The sequence below is a fragment of the Silanimonas sp. genome (assembly GCF_044377035.1).
Classification (GTDB): domain Bacteria; phylum Pseudomonadota; class Gammaproteobacteria; order Xanthomonadales; family Xanthomonadaceae; genus Silanimonas.
The window spans coordinates 1-17,152 of the sequence record NZ_JBILJW010000031.1 but is presented as its reverse complement, the minus strand read 5'-3'; the positions used below and the strand labels follow the sequence as shown (position 1 = coordinate 17,152).

General features: G+C 71.0%; 13 protein-coding genes. 10 read left to right on the top strand and 3 right to left on the bottom strand.

Features of this window, described 5'->3' with window-relative positions:
* Positions 1-216 precede the first annotated feature (216 nt).
* The 7 genes from ACIQ6S_RS13400 (at position 217) to ACIQ6S_RS13370 (ending at position 9,630) form a co-directional block, all read left to right on the top strand.
* Entirely contained in the window at positions 217-4,974 is a 4,758-nt protein-coding gene (locus tag ACIQ6S_RS13400; protein WP_397608795.1) for a fibronectin type III domain-containing protein, read from the top strand.
* A 124-nt stretch (positions 4,975-5,098) separates the two neighbouring features.
* Positions 5,099-5,536 carry a hypothetical protein gene (locus ACIQ6S_RS13395; protein ID WP_397608794.1) on the top strand — a complete coding sequence of 146 codons (438 nt, stop codon included), beginning with the start codon at positions 5,099-5,101 and terminating at the stop codon, positions 5,534-5,536.
* A complete protein-coding gene (locus tag ACIQ6S_RS13390; protein WP_397608793.1) occupies positions 5,533-5,961 on the top strand; it encodes a hypothetical protein in 429 nt (142 codons plus the stop codon). The genes ACIQ6S_RS13395 and ACIQ6S_RS13390 overlap by 4 nt, the downstream gene beginning before the upstream one ends.
* Positions 5,961-6,155, top strand: a complete 195-nt coding sequence (locus ACIQ6S_RS13385) for a helix-turn-helix transcriptional regulator (RefSeq protein WP_397608792.1) — start codon at positions 5,961-5,963, stop codon at positions 6,153-6,155. Before ACIQ6S_RS13390 ends, ACIQ6S_RS13385 begins: the two co-directional genes overlap by 1 nt.
* Before the next feature lie 61 nt (positions 6,156-6,216).
* The gene (locus ACIQ6S_RS13380; protein WP_397608791.1) at positions 6,217-7,701 is read left to right on the top strand and encodes an alpha/beta hydrolase; all 1,485 of its coding nucleotides are present in this window, start codon (positions 6,217-6,219) and stop codon (positions 7,699-7,701) included.
* A gap of 13 nt (positions 7,702-7,714) precedes the next feature.
* Positions 7,715-8,461: an ATP-binding cassette domain-containing protein gene (locus tag ACIQ6S_RS13375; RefSeq protein ID WP_397608790.1), complete on the top strand. Its 747-nt coding sequence runs from the start codon at positions 7,715-7,717 to the stop codon at positions 8,459-8,461.
* Positions 8,458-9,630 (top strand): ABC transporter permease, encoded by a 1,173-nt coding sequence (locus ACIQ6S_RS13370; RefSeq protein ID WP_397608789.1) that lies wholly within the window; start codon positions 8,458-8,460, stop codon positions 9,628-9,630. Before ACIQ6S_RS13375 ends, ACIQ6S_RS13370 begins: the two co-directional genes overlap by 4 nt.
* 78 nt (positions 9,631-9,708) lie before the next feature.
* Here ACIQ6S_RS13370 and ACIQ6S_RS13365 read toward each other — a convergent pair whose 3' ends face one another.
* The 3 genes from ACIQ6S_RS13365 to ACIQ6S_RS13355 form a co-directional block, all read right to left on the bottom strand.
* Complete coding sequence (locus tag ACIQ6S_RS13365; RefSeq protein ID WP_397608788.1) at positions 9,709-10,710, bottom strand: energy transducer TonB; 1,002 nt, start codon at positions 10,708-10,710, stop codon at positions 9,709-9,711.
* Between the two features lie 152 nt (positions 10,711-10,862).
* Positions 10,863-11,855, bottom strand: coding sequence for an energy transducer TonB (locus tag ACIQ6S_RS13360; RefSeq protein WP_397608787.1), 993 nt, complete (start codon positions 11,853-11,855; stop codon positions 10,863-10,865).
* Positions 11,856-12,025: 170 nt separating this feature from the next.
* A complete protein-coding gene (locus ACIQ6S_RS13355; protein ID WP_397608786.1) occupies positions 12,026-12,988 on the bottom strand; it encodes an energy transducer TonB in 963 nt (320 codons plus the stop codon).
* Between ACIQ6S_RS13355 and hrpB the strand changes: the two genes are divergently transcribed.
* The 3 genes from hrpB to ACIQ6S_RS13340 form a co-directional block, all read left to right on the top strand.
* On the top strand, positions 12,987-15,590 hold the full coding sequence (hrpB, locus tag ACIQ6S_RS13350) for an ATP-dependent helicase HrpB (RefSeq protein WP_397608785.1): 2,604 nt from the start codon (positions 12,987-12,989) through the stop codon (positions 15,588-15,590). The genes ACIQ6S_RS13355 and hrpB overlap by 2 nt on opposite strands.
* A 13-nt stretch (positions 15,591-15,603) precedes the next feature.
* Positions 15,604-16,119 carry a hypothetical protein gene (locus ACIQ6S_RS13345; protein ID WP_397608784.1) on the top strand — a complete coding sequence of 172 codons (516 nt, stop codon included), beginning with the start codon at positions 15,604-15,606 and terminating at the stop codon, positions 16,117-16,119.
* Positions 16,120-16,152: 33 nt separating this feature from the next.
* Positions 16,153-17,152 (top strand): FAD-dependent oxidoreductase (locus ACIQ6S_RS13340; RefSeq protein WP_397608783.1); only part of this gene is annotated, 1,000 nt, incomplete at its 3' end.

Below are 17,152 nucleotides of genomic sequence, written 5' to 3'. Positions count from 1 at the left end.
CGAGCCTTCGCGGGAGCCAGCGAACGGACGACCCCCACCATGCATTCAGCACCGCTTTCCCGCCCCGCCCACCCGGCCCCGAGGGCCGTGACGCCCCCCGGCTTCCTGAGGTCGCTGCTCCGGCATCCACGACGATTCGTGTCGGGCGTGGCCGCCTTGGGGATGGTCGCACTGGCGCTGGGGGCGGGGGGCGCCAGGGCGCAGACGTCGCCCAACTTGACCAGCATCGAGGCCATTGCGGCCGGCGACAACCACACCTGTGCGCTGACCACGTCCGGGCAGGTGCGGTGCTGGGGCGAAGGCAACCAGACCGGGGATGGTGTTTCCAGCGATCGGTTGCGCCCCGGGCTGGTGAAGGGGTTGAGTGGGGTGACGGCCATCGCGGCGGGCGGACAGCACACGTGTGCCCTCACCAGCGCCGGCCAGGTCTTTTGCTGGGGAGAGAATGGGCAAGGCCAGCTCGGCAATGGCACCACCACCTTCTCGTTCGGCCCGGTACTCGTCGATGGCCTGGTGGGCGTGACGGCCATCGCCGCGGGAGCCGCGCACACCTGTGCGGTGATTTCCGGCGGCAACGTGCGCTGCTGGGGTGGAAACGCCAACGGCCAGCTGGGCGATGGCTCCACGGTGGCGCGCGTCGCGCCGGTGGCGGTTAGCGGCCTCAATGCGGTGGCCGCGCTCGCCGCCGGGGACGCGTTCACCTGCGCGCGAACCACCAGCGGCGCGTTGCGCTGCTGGGGGCTGAACCAGAACGGCCAGTTGGGCGATGGCACCTTCACCCAACGCCTGACCCCGGTGCCGGTCTCGGGTTTCGTGGGCGCGGCAACGGCGCTCGCGGCCGGCGGGGAGCATGCCTGCGCGATCAACGCGGCCCGCGAGGTGCTCTGCTGGGGCCTCAACGCCGAAGGCCAGCTCGGCCTTGGCAACACCACGCGCTTCAATGAGCCGGTGAAGGTCGGCCCCAGTTCCGGCGGCACGGCGGTCGTGGAGGTGATCGCGGTGGCCGCGGGCAAGGACCACACCTGCGTCATCGGGCGCCTTAACGTGGTGGGCGGCAAGCAGCCGATCTGCTGGGGCCGCAACCACCAAGGCCAACTCGGCAATTTCTCGCGCAACCGATCCTTGACGCCCGACGGCATCATCGACACGAGTTACGAGGCGATCACCGCCGGTGATGCCCACACCTGCGCCCTGCGCGAGGGCGGCACCAGCGTCCGATGCTGGGGGGGTAATGCGAATGGCGAGGTGGGCGATGGCACGGTCACCGCCCCCGCGAGCACTCCCGCACCGGTGTTTGCCCAGACCGGCGACAGAGATATCTCGATGGTCACGGCGGGCCTTGCCCACACCTGCGCGCGGACGGCCGGCGGCACGGTGCGTTGCTGGGGCCAGAACACCACGGGCCAACTGGGGGATGGCACCACGCTGGAGCGATTGATCCCGGTGACTGTCAGTGGATTGAGCGGCGTGGTGACGATGACGGCCGGGACGAGCCACACCTGTGCGCTGACGACGGCGGGCGAGGTGCGGTGTTGGGGCGATAACTTCAATGGCGCGTTGGGTGACGGGACAACGGTGGATCGCCTCACGCCGGTCGCCGTGGGTGGCTTGACCGGCGTCACGGAGGTTGCCGCCGGAGGGCAGCACACCTGTGCCCGCACCGCCGATGGGCGGGTGTTTTGCTGGGGCAGTAACATCGAGGGCCAGCTGGGGGATGGAACCCGGACGCGCCGCACCACCCCCGTCGCTGTTTTGGGGCTGGGCACGGTGACGGCGATCTCGGCGGGCCAGTCGCACACCTGCGTGCGGACTGCCGCGGCCGAAGTGCGGTGCTGGGGCAGAAACAGCTCTGGACAACTGGGTGACGGCACGCTGACGACCCGACTCACCCCCGTTGGCCCAGGCGGACTCAGCGCGGTCACGGCCATCGCGGCGGGCGTCTCGCACACCTGTGCACGAAACAGCGTTGGTGAGGTGCGTTGCTGGGGTGAGGGCACCGCGAGCCCGGTGCTGGTCAGCGGTCTCAGTGGAGTTTCGGCCCTCTCGGCGGGAGGGCGCTTCACCTGTGCACTGGACAGCGCCGGCCAATTGCTCTGCTGGGGGCTCAACAACAATGCCCAGCTGGGCAACGGGACGACCACCAATTCACCGTCGTTTCTCTCGGGCCCCCCCACGGTGGTCAGCAATCTTACCGGCGTCGCATCGATGGACGCCGGATCCAACCATGCCTGCGCCGTGACGGACCTGGGTGGCGTCCAGTGCTGGGGTGCGAACACGGACGGCCAGCGCGGCGATGGAAGGGCCACGAACAGCCGCCCGTCCCCCGCGACCGTCGTCGATGGCCTCACGTCGCAGACCATCAACTTCCCGACCCCGGCGACACAGCGTCTGGGGACGGCCGCCCCCACCCTCACGGCGACGGCCACGTCCGGGCTGGCGGTGAGCTTCTCGTCGGGCACGACGGAGGTCTGCACCATTACGTCGGCGGGCCGTTTGACCCTCCTGCGGGCCGGCCCGTGCGCCATCACCGCGAGGCAGGCGGGGAACGTCACGTCGACCTCGACAAGCGGTGTCCTGGAGGCGGTGCCGGTCACCCGCACCTTCGGCGTGATCGCCGGTGCGCCGGACGCGCCCACGGGCGTTGTGGCAACGGCAGGCGATGCGCGAGCCACGGTGGCCTTCGTCGCGCCGAGTGGCAATGGGGCGTTGATCACCAGCTTCACGGTGACGTCGAACCCCAGCGGCATCACCCGCTCGGCGGCTTCGAGCCCGATCACCGTGACGGGCCTGACGAACGGCACGGCCTATACGTTCACCGTGGTGGCGACCAATCTCGTGGGGCCCAGCCCGGCCTCGGCGCCCAGCAACAGCGTGACGCCCAGTGCTGTGGCTCAATCCGTTTCCGTCCTTCTGCCCGATCGCGCGGTGCTTCGCGAGAACAGCCCAGCCGTCGAGATCAGCGTCCTTGCGAACGACGAGATCTCGACGACGCTGGAGAGTGCTGCCGTCCTCACCATCGCAACGCCGCCCACGCGCGGCACCGCGTCCGTGGTGACGCGGGGCACGACGACAGCGTTGGATGACGTGATCCGCTATGTCCCGAACACCAACAGCACCGGGACGGACACCCTCGCTTATCGCGTCTGCTTCGGTGCGGCCTCGCCGTGCCTGCAGACCACGCTCACCATCGAGGTGCGGCCTTTGGGCGTGAGCGCGCTGGAGTTCAGCACGACGACGGACCGCGGCTTCCGCGATGAAGCCTTGAGCGGACTGCGCGCCCTGCCCAGCGCCCGTTTCGAGGCGCATGGCTTGGTTGAGCCCGTGGAGGCCAGCGTCGCGCTCAACGTTGCTACGCCGGCCGGAGCCCTGTGGGGCCCGGGTCTTTCCGACACCCGGCTCGTCACCTTGGCGGGCGGTACGTCGGCCCGCGAGTGGCGCGTGCTGGTCGATGCCGGCAACACCACCGGCGGGGACCTGGGCCTGTACGTGGGCATCGACACGAACGGCAACGGCCAAGCTGACGAGTCGGAAGTGCTGTGCAGCTCGGCCATGGGCACGGGCGCGCAGCGCTGCGACTTCGCGGCGACGGCCCCGGCCAATGGCAGCGTGCGCTACTGGGTGCTCTCCCACAGCCGACTTTCCGGCCAGACCGCGCGCATCCAGCGCTTCGAGACGCCACTCGATGTGCCCGAGGCCGATCGCAGCCTCACCGCCACCGGTCCGGGGGCCTTGGCTGCCAATGCCACGTTCAACGTCCGCCTGGCCTGGAACGACCCCACCCTGCTGCCGGGGGGCAGCCGAGGCGGTTGGATCCACGTGCGTGCCGACGACGGCACCAGCCTCGGCTGGATCCCGGTGCGCATCAACCGGACCGCCGGCGAGCCGATGGCATTCGCACTGCGAAGCGGCGTGGACCTTCGCCTGGACTTGGCGGCCAACACGGCCCATGAGCGCCTGTACATCGATGTGCCGCCCGGAACCTCGGCGTTGACCGTGACCACCCAGAGCGCTGGCGAGATCGACGTCTACCTCGCACGCGTGCCGCCGCTGGCGGCTAGCGCGGGCATCCCCATCGTCGCGCCCGCGCCCGCCCGTGCCCAAGCGAATGCCAGCGGCACCGGTCCCGGCGGAAACGAGCGCGTGGTGGTCGCCAATCCGGCCCCCGGTCGCTGGTACGTCACACCGGTCAATGAGGACATCCGTTCGCTTCGCCTCACGGTGAATGCGACGGTCGTCGGCAGCGCTCCGGTCGTGCGCGCGGGCGGCTATTTCAACCCGCAGCGTTCGGGCAATGGCCTGTTCCTGTACCCCGCGGGCGGCGACCTGGCCGGGCTGTTCTACACCTTCCTCCAGGACGGTTCGGCCACCTGGTACTACCTGCAGGGCACCGCGCCGGGCGCCAACGGCCTCTGGCGCGGCACCCTGTTCCGCAGCGCATGGAACGGCCGCAGCAACCGGCTCACGGCGGTGGGCGAGGCCACGGTCACGCCGACGGGTCCCGATGCCTTCACATTCACCTATGCGATTGATGGCGAGACCGGCAGCGAGGCGTACGCAGCGTTCGGGCGCGGATGCCCGAACCTCGGGGGCAGCGCATTGAACGTGAGCGGCCACTGGTTCGACCCGGCCACGGCAGGCACCGGCTACAGCGTGCAGCTGTTCCCGAACTACGAGTTCTACCTGGTGTTCGCCTACGACGAACGCGGTATCCCGCGCTTCCTGATCGCCGAACGCCCCAGCATGGGCGCGGCCGTCGAGACGCTGAATCTGGAACAGCTGACCGGCACCTGCCCGCTGTGCGAGCGCGCCGGCAACGGAACGCGGAGCACCATCGGCACGTTCCGTCGCAGTTTCACGAACGGCAGCCTCGGCAACATCAGCGTCAGCGGCCGTTTCACCGCCGGCGTGACGGGCAACTGGGCGGCCAATGACGCCGTGATTCCGCTGGGCGGGCTGCAGGGCTGCGCGCCATAAGGCCGGGTGGGAGGAAGGCCCGCGGCTGCGCGGGCCTTCTTTTGGATGTAAAGTACGCTTGACATCGGGGTCACGGCGGGTGGAGGATGGTGTCAAGCGTCCTTGACACCCCCGGAGCCCGTCCATGCTCTCCACCACATCCGTTTGCGACGACGACCGCCTGACCCCGCCCATCCGGCGCTACCTGCGCTGGCTGGTGGTCTCGATGTCGATGTACGCCAGCCTGCTGGTCACCAGCCTGTTCGCCCTGCGGGCCGTCCCCGCCGACGCCCTGGTGCTGCGCGCCGCCTTCGGCCTGCTGCCGGCGCTGCCCCTGCTGCTGCTGGTCTGGGCCTTCGCCCGCTACATCCGCGAAGCCGACGAGATGCAGCGCCAGATCGAGCTGCAGTCGGTGGCGCTGGCGGCGATGGTCACCGGCATCGGCTTCATGGTGGCCGGCTTCCTCGGCAGCGCCGGGGTGTTCGCCCTGAAGGGCAATCTGGTGGCCATCCTCGTCCTGCCCGCCCTGCTCGGCAGCTACGGTGTCGCCAAGGCGGTGGTCCAGCGGAGCTACGCCGGATGAACCCCTTCATCGACATGGTGCGCTTCACGCCGAACGAGAAGCGCTACTACCGCAACAGCATCGCGCCCACCGTGGCCTTCCTGGCCGTCATGGCGGCCAGTGCCGTGCTGGTGCGCGAGTACCGCGACGAGTGGCCCTTCGCCGTGCTGGCCTCCCTCGCTTTGCTGCCGGTGCTGCCGATGGTGTGGATCATCAAGATCTACATCGACTACTTCCGCGACTGCGACGAGTGGGAGAAGCTGATCGAGATCTACGGCATCGCCATCGGCGTGCTGCTGGTCGGCATGGTTTATTTCGCCCTCGGTTTGTTGGGCATGTTCAAGCTCGTGGTGCTCAACGGCACCTTGATCGCCTACGGCATGCTGCCCACGGTGATGCTCGTCTACACGCTCGGCAAGGTCGTCGGGCGCTGGCGGCACGGCTGATGCGCAACGTGATCCGCGAACGTCGCGAGTCGCAGGGCTGGTCCCAGGCCGAGCTGGCCGATCGGCTTGCTGTCTCGCGCCAGACCGTCAACGCCATCGAGACCGGCAAGTACGACCCGAGCCTGCCACTGGCCTTCAAGCTCGCGCGCCTGTTCGGCGAGCCCATCGAATCCCTCTTCGACGACGCGCCCTGAGTTCGTCGTTCTTCGCCCCACCAACCCGTTCCTTCCCCCACCCGTAACGACGGAGTCCCTGATGCACCGTCTCGCTGTCCTCCCGCTGGCCTTGGCCACGGCCCTTCCACTGCTCGGCGCCGGCGGCCTCGCGGCGCGCCCGCTGGGCACGCTGCAATTCGAACCCTGCACCCTCGCCGGCAGCGGCGCCGCCGGCGCGGTCGAGGCCCAGTGCACCACGCTGTCCGTGCCTGAGAACCGCGCCGAGCCCGACGGCCGGAAGATCGAGCTCGCCATCGCCTGGGTACCCACCGAAAGCGAAGCCGAGCCCGACCCGATCTTCATGCTCGCGGGTGGCCCGGGGCAGGGCGCGCGGGATTCGTTTCCCTCGGTCGCGCCCGGCTTCCGCGACGTGATGCGCACGCGCAACGTCATCCTGGTCGACCAGCGCGGCACCGGCGCGTCGAACCCGCTGGCCTGCCGCGACGCCGAGGGCAACAACGCCTTCGGCGATCCGTCGGACGAGAGCCCCGATGCCGCGGCGCGCTTCGCTGAAGGCTGCCTCGCCGAGCTCTCGAAGACCTCGGACGTGCGCCACTACACGACCACCGACGCCGTCGCCGACCTTGACGCCGTGCGTGCCGCCATCGGCGCCGAGCGCATCAACCTCTACGGCGGCAGCTACGGCACGCGCGTTGCGCAGCAGTACGCCAAGACCTTCCCCCAGCACACGCGCGCCGTGGTTATCGACAGCGTCGCGCCGATGAGCCTGGTGCTCGGCAGCGAGCACGCGAAGAACCTCGACGCCACGCTCGACGCGCAGTTCGCGCGCTGCGCTGCGGATGCCGCCTGCGCCAAGGCCGTGCCCGACGCCCGCGCCGCGCTGGCGCAGGTGCGTGATGCGCTGTCGCAGCCGGGCCTGGCACCCGTCGCCTATCGCGACCCGACCACGGGCGAGCGTCGCGAGGAGGTGCCGACAATGGGCCACCTCGGCATCGCGCTGCGGCTCTACAGCTACTCGCCGCTCACCGCCACGCTGCTGCCGACGGTGCTGAAGCAGGCCGCCGACGGCGACTACGCGCCGCTGCTGGCGCAGTCGCGCTTCCTGATGGGCAGCCTCGGGGAGTCGATCATGCACGGCATGCAGCTCTCGGTGATGTGCGCCGAGGACGCCGACGAGATGGCCGTCGACCCCGCCGACGACGCGACGGTGATGGGCTCGCAGTTCGTCGGTTGGCTGAAGGCCCAGTGCGCGGTGTGGCCACGCGGCCAGCGCCCCGCTGATTTCCGCGCCCCGCTCACTGGCGACCTCCCCGTGCTGGCGATCAGCGGCGAGTTCGATCCGGTCACGCCGCCGCGCTACGGCGACGCCGCCATCGCCCAGCTGACGAATGCTCGGCACCTCGTTCTCAAAGGCCAGGGCCACACGCCGATCAACGAAGGCTGCATGCCCAAGCTGTTCGCGCAGTTCATCGAGACCGCCGACGCGAAGGGGCTCGATGCGTCGTGCCTCGACCGCCTCGCCCCGCTTCCCCCCGGCACCGGCCTGTACGGCTGGGAGCCCTGATCAGGACCTCGCCATGATCGAACTCACCGACCTGCACAAGCAGTTCAAGACCAAGACCGGTCTGGTCAGCGCCGTCTCCGGCGTTGGATTCACCGCCCGCGATGGCGCCATCACCGGCCTGCTCGGCCCCAACGGCGCCGGCAAGACCACCACGCTGCGCATGCTCTACACGTTGATGAAGCCTGACAAAGGCAGCGTGCGCGTGGACGGCCGCGACGCCTACGTCGAGGCCGAAGCCGTGCGCCGCTCGCTCGGCGTGCTGCCCGACGCGCGTGGCGTGTACAAGCGCCTGACCGCGCGCGAGAACATCACCTACTTCGGCCGCCTGCACGGCATGGACGAAGCGGCGATCCGCAAGAACACCGACCGCCTCGTCGAAGCGCTGCAGATGGGCGACTTCATCGACCGCCGTACCGAGGGCTTCTCGCAGGGCCAGCGCACCAAGACCGCCATCGCGCGCGCCCTGGTGCACGACCCGAAGAACGTCATCCTCGACGAGCCCACCAACGGCCTCGACGTGATGACCACGCGCGGCCTGCGCGAGTTCCTGCTGAAGCTGAAAGGCGAGGGACGCTGCGTGATCCTCTCCAGCCACATCATGCAGGAGGTGGGCGCGCTGTGTGACCACATCGTGGTCATCGCCAAGGGCCGTGTCACCGCGCAGGGCTCGCCCGACGAGCTGCGCGCGCAGACCGGCGAATCCAATCTCGAAGACGCCTTCGTCAAGGCCATCGGCTCCGAGGAGGGCCTGCAGGCATGAAGACCCTGATCACGGTGATGCTCAAGGAGCTCGCCGAAATCTTCCGCGACCGCAAGATCATCATCAACGGCCTGCTGATCATGCCGTTCGTGTTCCCGGTCCTGATCCTGGGCATGGGCGCGCTCGCAGAGAACCGCGCCAAGACCCAGCTCGAGTCCGAACTGAAGCTGCCGATCATCGGTGCCGAGATCGCGCCGAACCTCGTCGCCTTCCTCGCCACGCAGAACATCACTGCCGAAGCCGCGCCGGAGAACCCGGATGCCTTGATCCTCTCGCAGGAGAAAGACGTGATCCTGCGCATCGCCCCGGATTTCGCCACGGATTGGCGGGCCAGCCGCGCGGCGACGGTCGAGATCCTGCACGACAGCTCGCGCCAGGATTCCAGCATTCCGGTGCGTCGCGTCGAGCGTGCGTTGCAGGCCTATGGGCGGCAGGCCGGTGCCATCCGCCTGATCGCGCGTGGCATTGATCCGTCGCTCGGCACCGCGGTCAGCGTCACCTACCGCGACCTCGCCACGCCGGAAGCCAAGCGCGGCATGCTTCTCGCCTTCCTGCCCTACGTGCTGATCCTTTCGGCCTTCCTCGGCGGTGCGTACCTGGTGATGGACGCCACGGCCGGCGAGCGCGAGCGGCAGTCGCTGGAGCCACTGCTGGCCACGCCCGCCGGACGCGGCGCGATCATGAGCGGAAAGATCGCCGCGGCCTGCGTGTTCGGCATGATCGGCCTGCTGCTCACGCTGCTGAGCTTCAAGTTGAGCTTCGGCTTCGTCGACAGTGGCCCGTTCAAGGGCGTCGATGTCTCGATGCTGGCGGTGGCGAAGCTGCTGCTGATCCTGCTGCCGATGGTGCTGATCGGCACGACCTTGCTGACGCTGATCTCGGCCTCGGTGAAGACGCTGAAGGAAGCGCAGAGCTACATGGCCTTCCTGATGTTCCTGCCGATCCTGCCGACCATCATCCTGATGGTGAACCCGGTGAAGAACGCGCTGTGGATGTTCGCCACGCCCTTCCTCGCGCAGAACCAGCTGATCCTGATGGTGCTGCGCCAGGAGACGATCAGCGCGGTGCAGTGGGCGACCTACATCGGCGCGGGTTTCGGCCTCGGCGCGCTGCTGTGGCTCGTCGCGGCGCGGCTGTACCACCGCGAACAGCTGGCGATCTCGGCCTGATCGCGGGGCCGAACGCCCCGGCAAAGAAAAAGCCCGGCGAGAGCCGGGCTTTTTCGTGCAGCGATGGCAGTGCTTCGATTACATGCGGAAATCGAAGGTGCGGGTCTGCGTCGTGGTCTCGCCGGTGGCTTCGAAGCGCCAGCCCGAGACCGTCTGCGTCACGGTGCGATCGAACAGGCCGCGCGGGCGGGCGCGCACGATCTCGACATTGGTGACGCGGCCGTCGGCGCCGATCGTGTACTGCACGGTCACGGTGCCCGAGGCGCGGGTGCGCGCCGCTTCGCGCGGGTAGGGCGGCTGCGGCGTGCTGATGGCGCGCGGTGCGCCACCCGTGCGGGTCGGCGCAGGCGCAGCCGGCGTCGGGGCGGGCGCGGCAGCCACCGGGGCGGGCGCCGGCTGGGCCGGAGCCGGGGTGGGCTCGGCCGGGGCCGGGGTGGGCTCGGCCGGTGCCGGAGCCGGAGCGGCGGCGGCGGTCGCCGCGGCGGTGGCTTCCTCGCGGGCCCGCTGCTCGGCGGCCACGCGCTCGCGCTCGGCGCGCTCGGCGTCCTGGCGCTCGCGGTCCGCGGCGGCGGTGCGGCCGCCGGCGATGGCGTCACGGATGCGGTTCAGCGAGGGGGCTTCCGGATCGGTGCGGCCCATCAGCTCGAGCAGGCGCTCGGCTTCCGTGAAGTCGGACTCGTTGATGGCCTGCTCGGAGGCGATCAGCGCGTAAGGCATCAGGTCGATCAGGGCCGATTCCGCCGAGACGTCCGGCTTGGCCGACTTCTGGCGCAGGGCGAGGTAGTACTCCATCGCGTTGTCGCCAGCCGGGGCATAGAGGCGCTGTTCGCGCAGGGCGGTGTTGCCCTTCTCGCGCAGTTCCACATCAGTGAGGTTGGCCAGCGCGCTTGCCGTGGCCTGGGCGGCCTCGGCGGCCTGGGCGGCCTGGTCCACGGTTTCCGCGGGCGCGGCGGCCGGCGTGGCGGTCGGAGCCGCCGGTGCAGGCTCCTCGGAAGCCGGCGAGCAGGCCGACAGACCAAGGGCGAGCGCGAGGGCGGTAGCGAGCGCGGCGGAGGGCTTGCGGATCGACGGAGCGGACACGAGGGAGTTTCCAGCCGGAAAAGGGGAACGACCAGACTCCGGCGTTCGTTAGGTTTCTGTCAACACCAAGGCGTGACGTTCGGCACGGTTGACCACCGGTTTTTACATTGCACCGCGTCAATACGCTGGCGGGCCGGAGCGGCCGTCGAGGCTCAGTTGCGGAAGTTGAAGGTCCGGGTCTCGGTGCGGTCGCCGGCGCCGGGCTCGAAGCGCCATTCGGCCAGGGTGTCGATGACCGTGCGCTCGAACAGGCCTTCCGGCCGGGCCTCGACCACCCGGACATCGGCCACGCGGCCGTTGGCGCGCACGGTGAAGCGCACCGTGACGCTGCCCATCGACCGGCCGCGGGCGATGGCTTCGCTCGGGAAGGGCGGAAACGGCGTGTTGACCGGCACCAAGGGCCCGGCGGCCGGGGCAGGCCGGGCAGGGGTGGCCGGCGTTGACGCCGGCCGTTGGGCCGGCGCGGCGGCTGTCGGCGCGGTGTTGGCCGGGCGTGCCGGTGCCGGGGCTGGCGAGGGGGTGCGAACGGCGGTGGCCGGTGCGCGCGACGGCGGTGCGGCGGACGGGCGCGGTGCCGGCGCCGGGCTGGTCGCCGGCGGCGGGGCCGGAGTGGCGGCGACTTCGGCGGCGGCTTCGGCTTCAGCGGCCTCGGCGGCGAGGGCGGCGGCCTGGGTATCGCGGGCGGCGTCGAGGTCCTCGCGCAGGCGAGCCAAGGACGGGGCCGTCGCGTCGATGCGCACCATCAGCGCGATCAGGCGCTCCGCCTCCGGGAAGTCCGCGCCGGCGATGGCCTGCTCGGCGGCCATCATCGCGTAGGGCTGGAGTTCGATGAGGGCAGCCTCCGCGCTGGCTTCCGCCGAAGCCTCACGCTCCCGCTGGGCCAAGTAGAACTCGATCGCGTTGTCGCCCTCGGGCGCGTAGATGCGGTTGTCGGCCACCGCCTGCTGGGCCTTCGATGCGAGGTCGTCCGGGGCTGTCGGCGTGGCCGAAGGCGCGGCTTGCACCGGCACGGTGGGTGCCGGGGCGCCCTCCGGGGTGGCCTCGGGCTCGCCCGACGAGCAGGCCACGGCCGTGGCCGCCAGCATCGCGAGGGCGAGCAGGCGCACCGGGGCGCGGGCGATGCAGAACGGGGACGACGGCCGCATGGCGGGCTCCGGCGGGATTCGACGAGGGCGCGCAGGGTCGGGGCCGGCGCGCGCGCGGTCAAGGCGCGGATGTGCCCCGGCGCACAAGAGAGGCGAGGTTTGACGGTTCGCTTCAGGTGGCGTTGGGCCGCTTCAGCCGGCGTTGTGCTGCCGACCGCCGTCGCGCGGTGTCAGGGCCGCTTGAACTGCAGCACCACGCGGGCCTCGCTGGGGGCCTCGGCCGGCGCATAGCGCCAGCGGCGGACGGCGAGCACGGCTTCGCGGTCGAACACGCCCGGGGGGTCGGCGCGCACCACCTCGACGGTCTCGACGCCGCCGTCGGCGCGGATGCGGATGGCCACTTCCACCTCCCCTTCGAGGCGACGGCGGACGGCGGCTTCGGGAAAGCGGGGCGACACGCGGTTGACCAAGGCGCGCGGCGCCGGTGCGGCGGGGCGCGGTGCCGCCGGCGTCGGTGCCGGGTTGGGGGCGGGCGCGGTGCGGGTGGCGGGCGGGTTCGCCGGCGCTGCGGCGGTCGGCCGGGACGGGGCAACCGGCGCAGGCGCGGAAGCCGGCGCGGGCGCGGGCTGTGCCGCGGCGGCGGGTGTCGCGAGGGTGCTGGCGCGGGCCTGCGCACTCTCGGCGTCGCGCTGGGCCTCGGCAGCGAGGCGCTCCGCTTCCGCCTGTTCCGCGGTGGCGCGAGCCTCCGCGCCGGCCTCGGCTGCCGCCAGGGCGTCACGCAGGCGCGGCACGGCCGGGGCTTCGGAATCCATCCGGGCGAGCAGCTCGATCAGTCGCGTCGCTTCCGGGAAGGCTTCGGCGGCGGTGGCCTGCTCCGCGCCGATGATCACGTAGGGCGCGAGATCGGAGAGGGCCGTGTCCACGGCGGCGTCGCCGGGCTGGCGTTCGCGCAGGGCGAGGTAGTCCTCGACGGCGTTGTCGCCGGCCGGGGCATAGAGGCGGTTGGCGGCCAGCGATGCCGCGGCGCGCTCGCGCAGCGCGGCCGTGTCGAGCGGCGTTGCGGCGGGTGCTTCGGCTGCCGCCGGGACCGGGGCGGGCGCCGGTGCCGCGGGCGAGGACGGCGCGTCGCCGCCGCAGGCGGCCAGGCCGAGGGCAAACAGCGCGGGAAGGGTCAGTCGGACAGCGGCGCGCATGGCGGAGCTCGGGGGATCAGGGCCCGGCACCGTAGGCGTGGCGCATGACAGCGTCGTGGCGAATCGGGCGCGGCGGTCGCGAAGTGCGGCGGCGCGCACGGGCTCGGGTACCCTGCGCGCCGTGATTTTCCCCATTTCGCCCCTGCTGCCCGAGCTGCGCGCCGCGCTCGACGCTCATCCGCGCCTCGTCCTCGAAGCGCCCCCGGGCGCGGGCAAGACCACCCAAGTGCCGCTGGCCCTGCTGGATGCCCCGTGGCGCGCCGGCGGGAAGATCCTGATGCTCGAACCGCGTCGCGTCGCTGCGCGTGCCGCCGCCGGCTTCATGGCGAAGCAGTTGGGCGACGAGGTTGGACGCACGGTCGGCTACCGCATCCGCTTCGAGGCGAGGGTGTCCGCGGCCACGCAGGTGGAGGTGGTGACGGAGGGCATCCTCACGCGCCTGGTCCAGGACGACCCGACGCTGGACGGCATCGCCGCGATCCTGTTCGACGAGTTCCACGAGCGCCATCTTGCTGCCGACCTTGGGCTCGCCTTGGCGCTCGACGTGCAGGCGCAGCTGCGGCCGGACCTTCGCATCGTGGTGATGTCGGCCACCCTCGATGGTGAGCGGCTCGCACGCTTCCTCGATGCGCCGCGCCTCACCGCTGACGGCCGCGCCTACCCGGTGACGGTGGCGCACTTCCCCGCGCGTCGCGACGAGCCGTCCACCGCGCAGCTGCGCCGCTGCGTCGAGCACGCGCTGAGCCAGCATCCCGGCGATCTGCTGGTGTTCGTGCCGGGGCAGCGCGAGATCGCTGACGCGACGCGCGCGCTGGAACAGGTACTGCCCGCCGACGTTCGCCTGCTGCCGCTGCGCGGCGAGCTGTCGGTGGAAGCGCAGTCCGCCGCGCTGAACCCCGACCCCGATGGCCGACGCCGCGTGGTGCTGGCGACGAACGTGGCCGAATCGAGCGTGACCCTGCCGGGCGTGCGTGTGGTGATCGACACCGGCCTCGCCCGCGAGCCGCGTTTCGAGCCGAACTCCGGCTTCTCGCGGCTCGACACGGTCGCCATCTCGCAAGCCAGCGCCGACCAGCGCGCCGGCCGTGCGGGCCGCGTGGCCGAGGGCTGGTGTTATCGACTCTGGCCGGAATCGCAGCGGCTCGAACCCAACCGTCGTGCCGAGATCGCGCAGGTCGAACTCTCCGGCCTCGCGCTGGAACTTGCGGCCTGGGGCGAGCCCGATCTGCGCTTCGTCGATGCGCCGCCGCGCGGCGCGTTGGCGGCTGGCGTCGATCTGTTGAAGAGCCTCGGCGCGCTCGATGCCCGCGGCCGCATCACCGCGTTCGGCAAGCGCGTTCTGGCGCTGGGCACGCACCCGCGCCTTGCCGCGATGCTGCTGGCCCCCAATGATCCAGTGGAATCCGCGCTGGCCTGCGACCTTGCCGCGCTGATCGAAGCCCGCGACCCGCTCAAGGGTCCGCGCCGTGACGACGTGGCCGCACGCTGGCAGGCGCTGGCCGCCTTCCGTGCCGGGCGCGCGCCGCCGGAGGCCTCGCGCTCGGGGCTGGCCGCCATCGACCAGCAGGCCAAGCAATGGCGCCGCCGCCTGCGCTGCGAGGCCACGCCGCCGAAGGACGCGCCAAACCATCTCCTCGGCGATCTGCTGCTGCATGCCTTCCCCGACCGCATCGGTGTGCAGCACCCGACCGACCCGCGCCGCTACGCCTTGAGCAATGGCCGCAGCGCGCGGTTGTTCGACGATTCGGCGCTCTACGGCGAGCCTTGGATCGTCGCCAGCGAGCTGCGCTTCGAGGCGCGCGATGGGCTGATCCTGCGCGGTGCGCCGGTGGACGAGGCGCGACTGCAGCGCGAATTCCCCGAACGCTTCGTCGAAGAGGACACCGTGCGCTGGGACGCCAACGCCCGCGCCCTTGTCGCCCGCCGAGAGCGGCGCTTCGACCGCATCGTGCTGGAGAGCAAGCCGGCCGGCCGCCCCGATCCGGCCCGCGCTGCGCAGGCCCTCACCGACGCCGTGCGCGAGCTCGGCCTCGAGGCGCTGCCTTGGACGGATGGCTTGAAGCAGTGGCTTGAGCGCCTGCGTTGCCTGAGGGATTGGATGCCGGAGCTGGGCTGGCCCGAAGCCAGCGACGAGGCCCTGCTGGCCTCGCTGGATGACTGGTTGAGACCCGCCTTCAGCGGCAAGACGCGATTGGACGCGCTTTCGGAAGACGAGTTGGGCGAGGCGCTGAAGTCCCGCCTCGATTGGTCGCTGAAATCGAAGCTGGACGCGCTGGCCCCGCGCCGGATCACCGTGCCCTCGGGCATGGAGCGGCCGATCACCTACGCGCACGGCGAGCGCCCGGTGCTGGCCTGCAAGCTGCAGGAGTTGTTCGGCCTCGCCGACACGCCGCGGATCGCCGATGGCCGCGTGCCGCTCACCCTGCACCTGCTCTCGCCGGGCGGTGCGCCGCTGGCGATCACGCAGGACCTCAAGAGTTTCTGGAACAACGCCTACCCCGACGTGAAGAAGGACATGAAGGGCCGTTACCCGCGGCACCCGTGGCCCGACGACCCGTGGACGGCCACCGCCACGCATCGCGCCAAGCCGCGAGGCACCTGAGCCACCGACACACATGAGCCTCGACACCCTCCCCGCAACCCTCGCCGCCGCCCCGCCGCCGCTGCGCTGGCCCGCGATCGATCCGTTCGCCGATGCCGTGAACCCGGCACTCGGCGTCCTGCTGTTCGGATTGGCGGTCGTGGCTTGGCGTGCAGGGCGGACCCGCGAGGCGGTGGGCCTGCCGATCACGTTGCTCGTCCTGCTGGGCGTGGCCTACGGCTTGGCCTACTTCGACCGGGTGCTCGGCGTCTTCGCGCTGTTCGGCCTCGACTTCAGCACCCACGGGGCGGTGCATCTGGCCGCGTGGGCGGCCCTGCTGGTGTGGCATCCGGCCCGTTGGCCCTGGGCCCTGGCGGTGACGCTGGCGTACCACGCGCTGATGGCGCTGCAGGGCTACCACACCGCCTTCGACCTGCTGGCCACCGCGGCCGTGGTCGGCTTGCCACTGACGGTGCTGGGCACGGCGCTCCGGCCGGCGGCGCGGCGACGGGCCGATTCAGCCCCGCCGGGGCACAATGCCGGCTCCTGAAACCTTGCCTCCCGCGACCCCGCGGTCCTCGCCATGAGCACGCCCTTCCACGCCTTCGATGTGATCGTCGTCGGCGGCGGCCACGCCGGCACCGAAGCCGCGCTGGCGGCCGCCCGCGCCGGTGCGCGCACGCTGTTGCTCACGCACAACATCGAAACCATCGGCCAGATGAGCTGCAACCCGGCCATCGGCGGCATCGGCAAGGGGCATCTGGTCAAGGAGATCGATGCGATGGGCGGCGCTATGGCGCGCGCGGCCGATCGTGCCGGCATCCAGTGGCGCACCTTGAACGCTTCGAAAGGGCCCGCCGTGCGCGCCACCCGCGCGCAGGCCGACCGCGTGCTCTACAAGGCGGCGATCCGCCGCATGGTGGAAACGCAGCCCAACCTGTCGGTGTTCCAGCAGGCGGTGGATGACCTGTTGTTCGCCGGCGATGCCGTGACCGGCGTGCGCACGCAGATGGGCCTCGAATTCGTTGCACCGGCCGTCGTGCTGACCGCGGGTACGTTCCTTGCCGGGCAGATCCACATCGGTCTCGCGAACTACGCCGGTGGCCGCGCCGGTGATCCGCCGTCCACCGCGCTGGCGCAGCGCCTGCGCGAGGCCTCGCTCGGCGTGGCGCGTTTGAAGACCGGCACGCCGCCGCGCATCGACGCGCGCAGCATCGATTTCACCGGCCTCGAAGAGCAGCCGGGCGATTCGCCCATCCCGACCTTCAGCTTCGACAACGATGCGTCCGTGCATCCGCGGCAGGTGAGCTGCTGGATCACGCACACCAACGAAGCCACGCACGACGCCATCCGCGGCGGCCTCGACCGCTCGCCGATGTACACCGGCGTGATCGAAGGCGTCGGCCCGCGCTACTGCCCGAGCATCGAAGACAAGGTCACGCGCTTCGCCGACAAGGCCTCGCACCAGATCTTCATCGAGCCCGAAGGCCTCGATACCTTCGAGATCTACCCGAACGGCATCTCCACCTCGCTGCCCTTCGACGTGCAGCTCGTACTCGTTCGCTCGATCAAGGGCTTCGAGA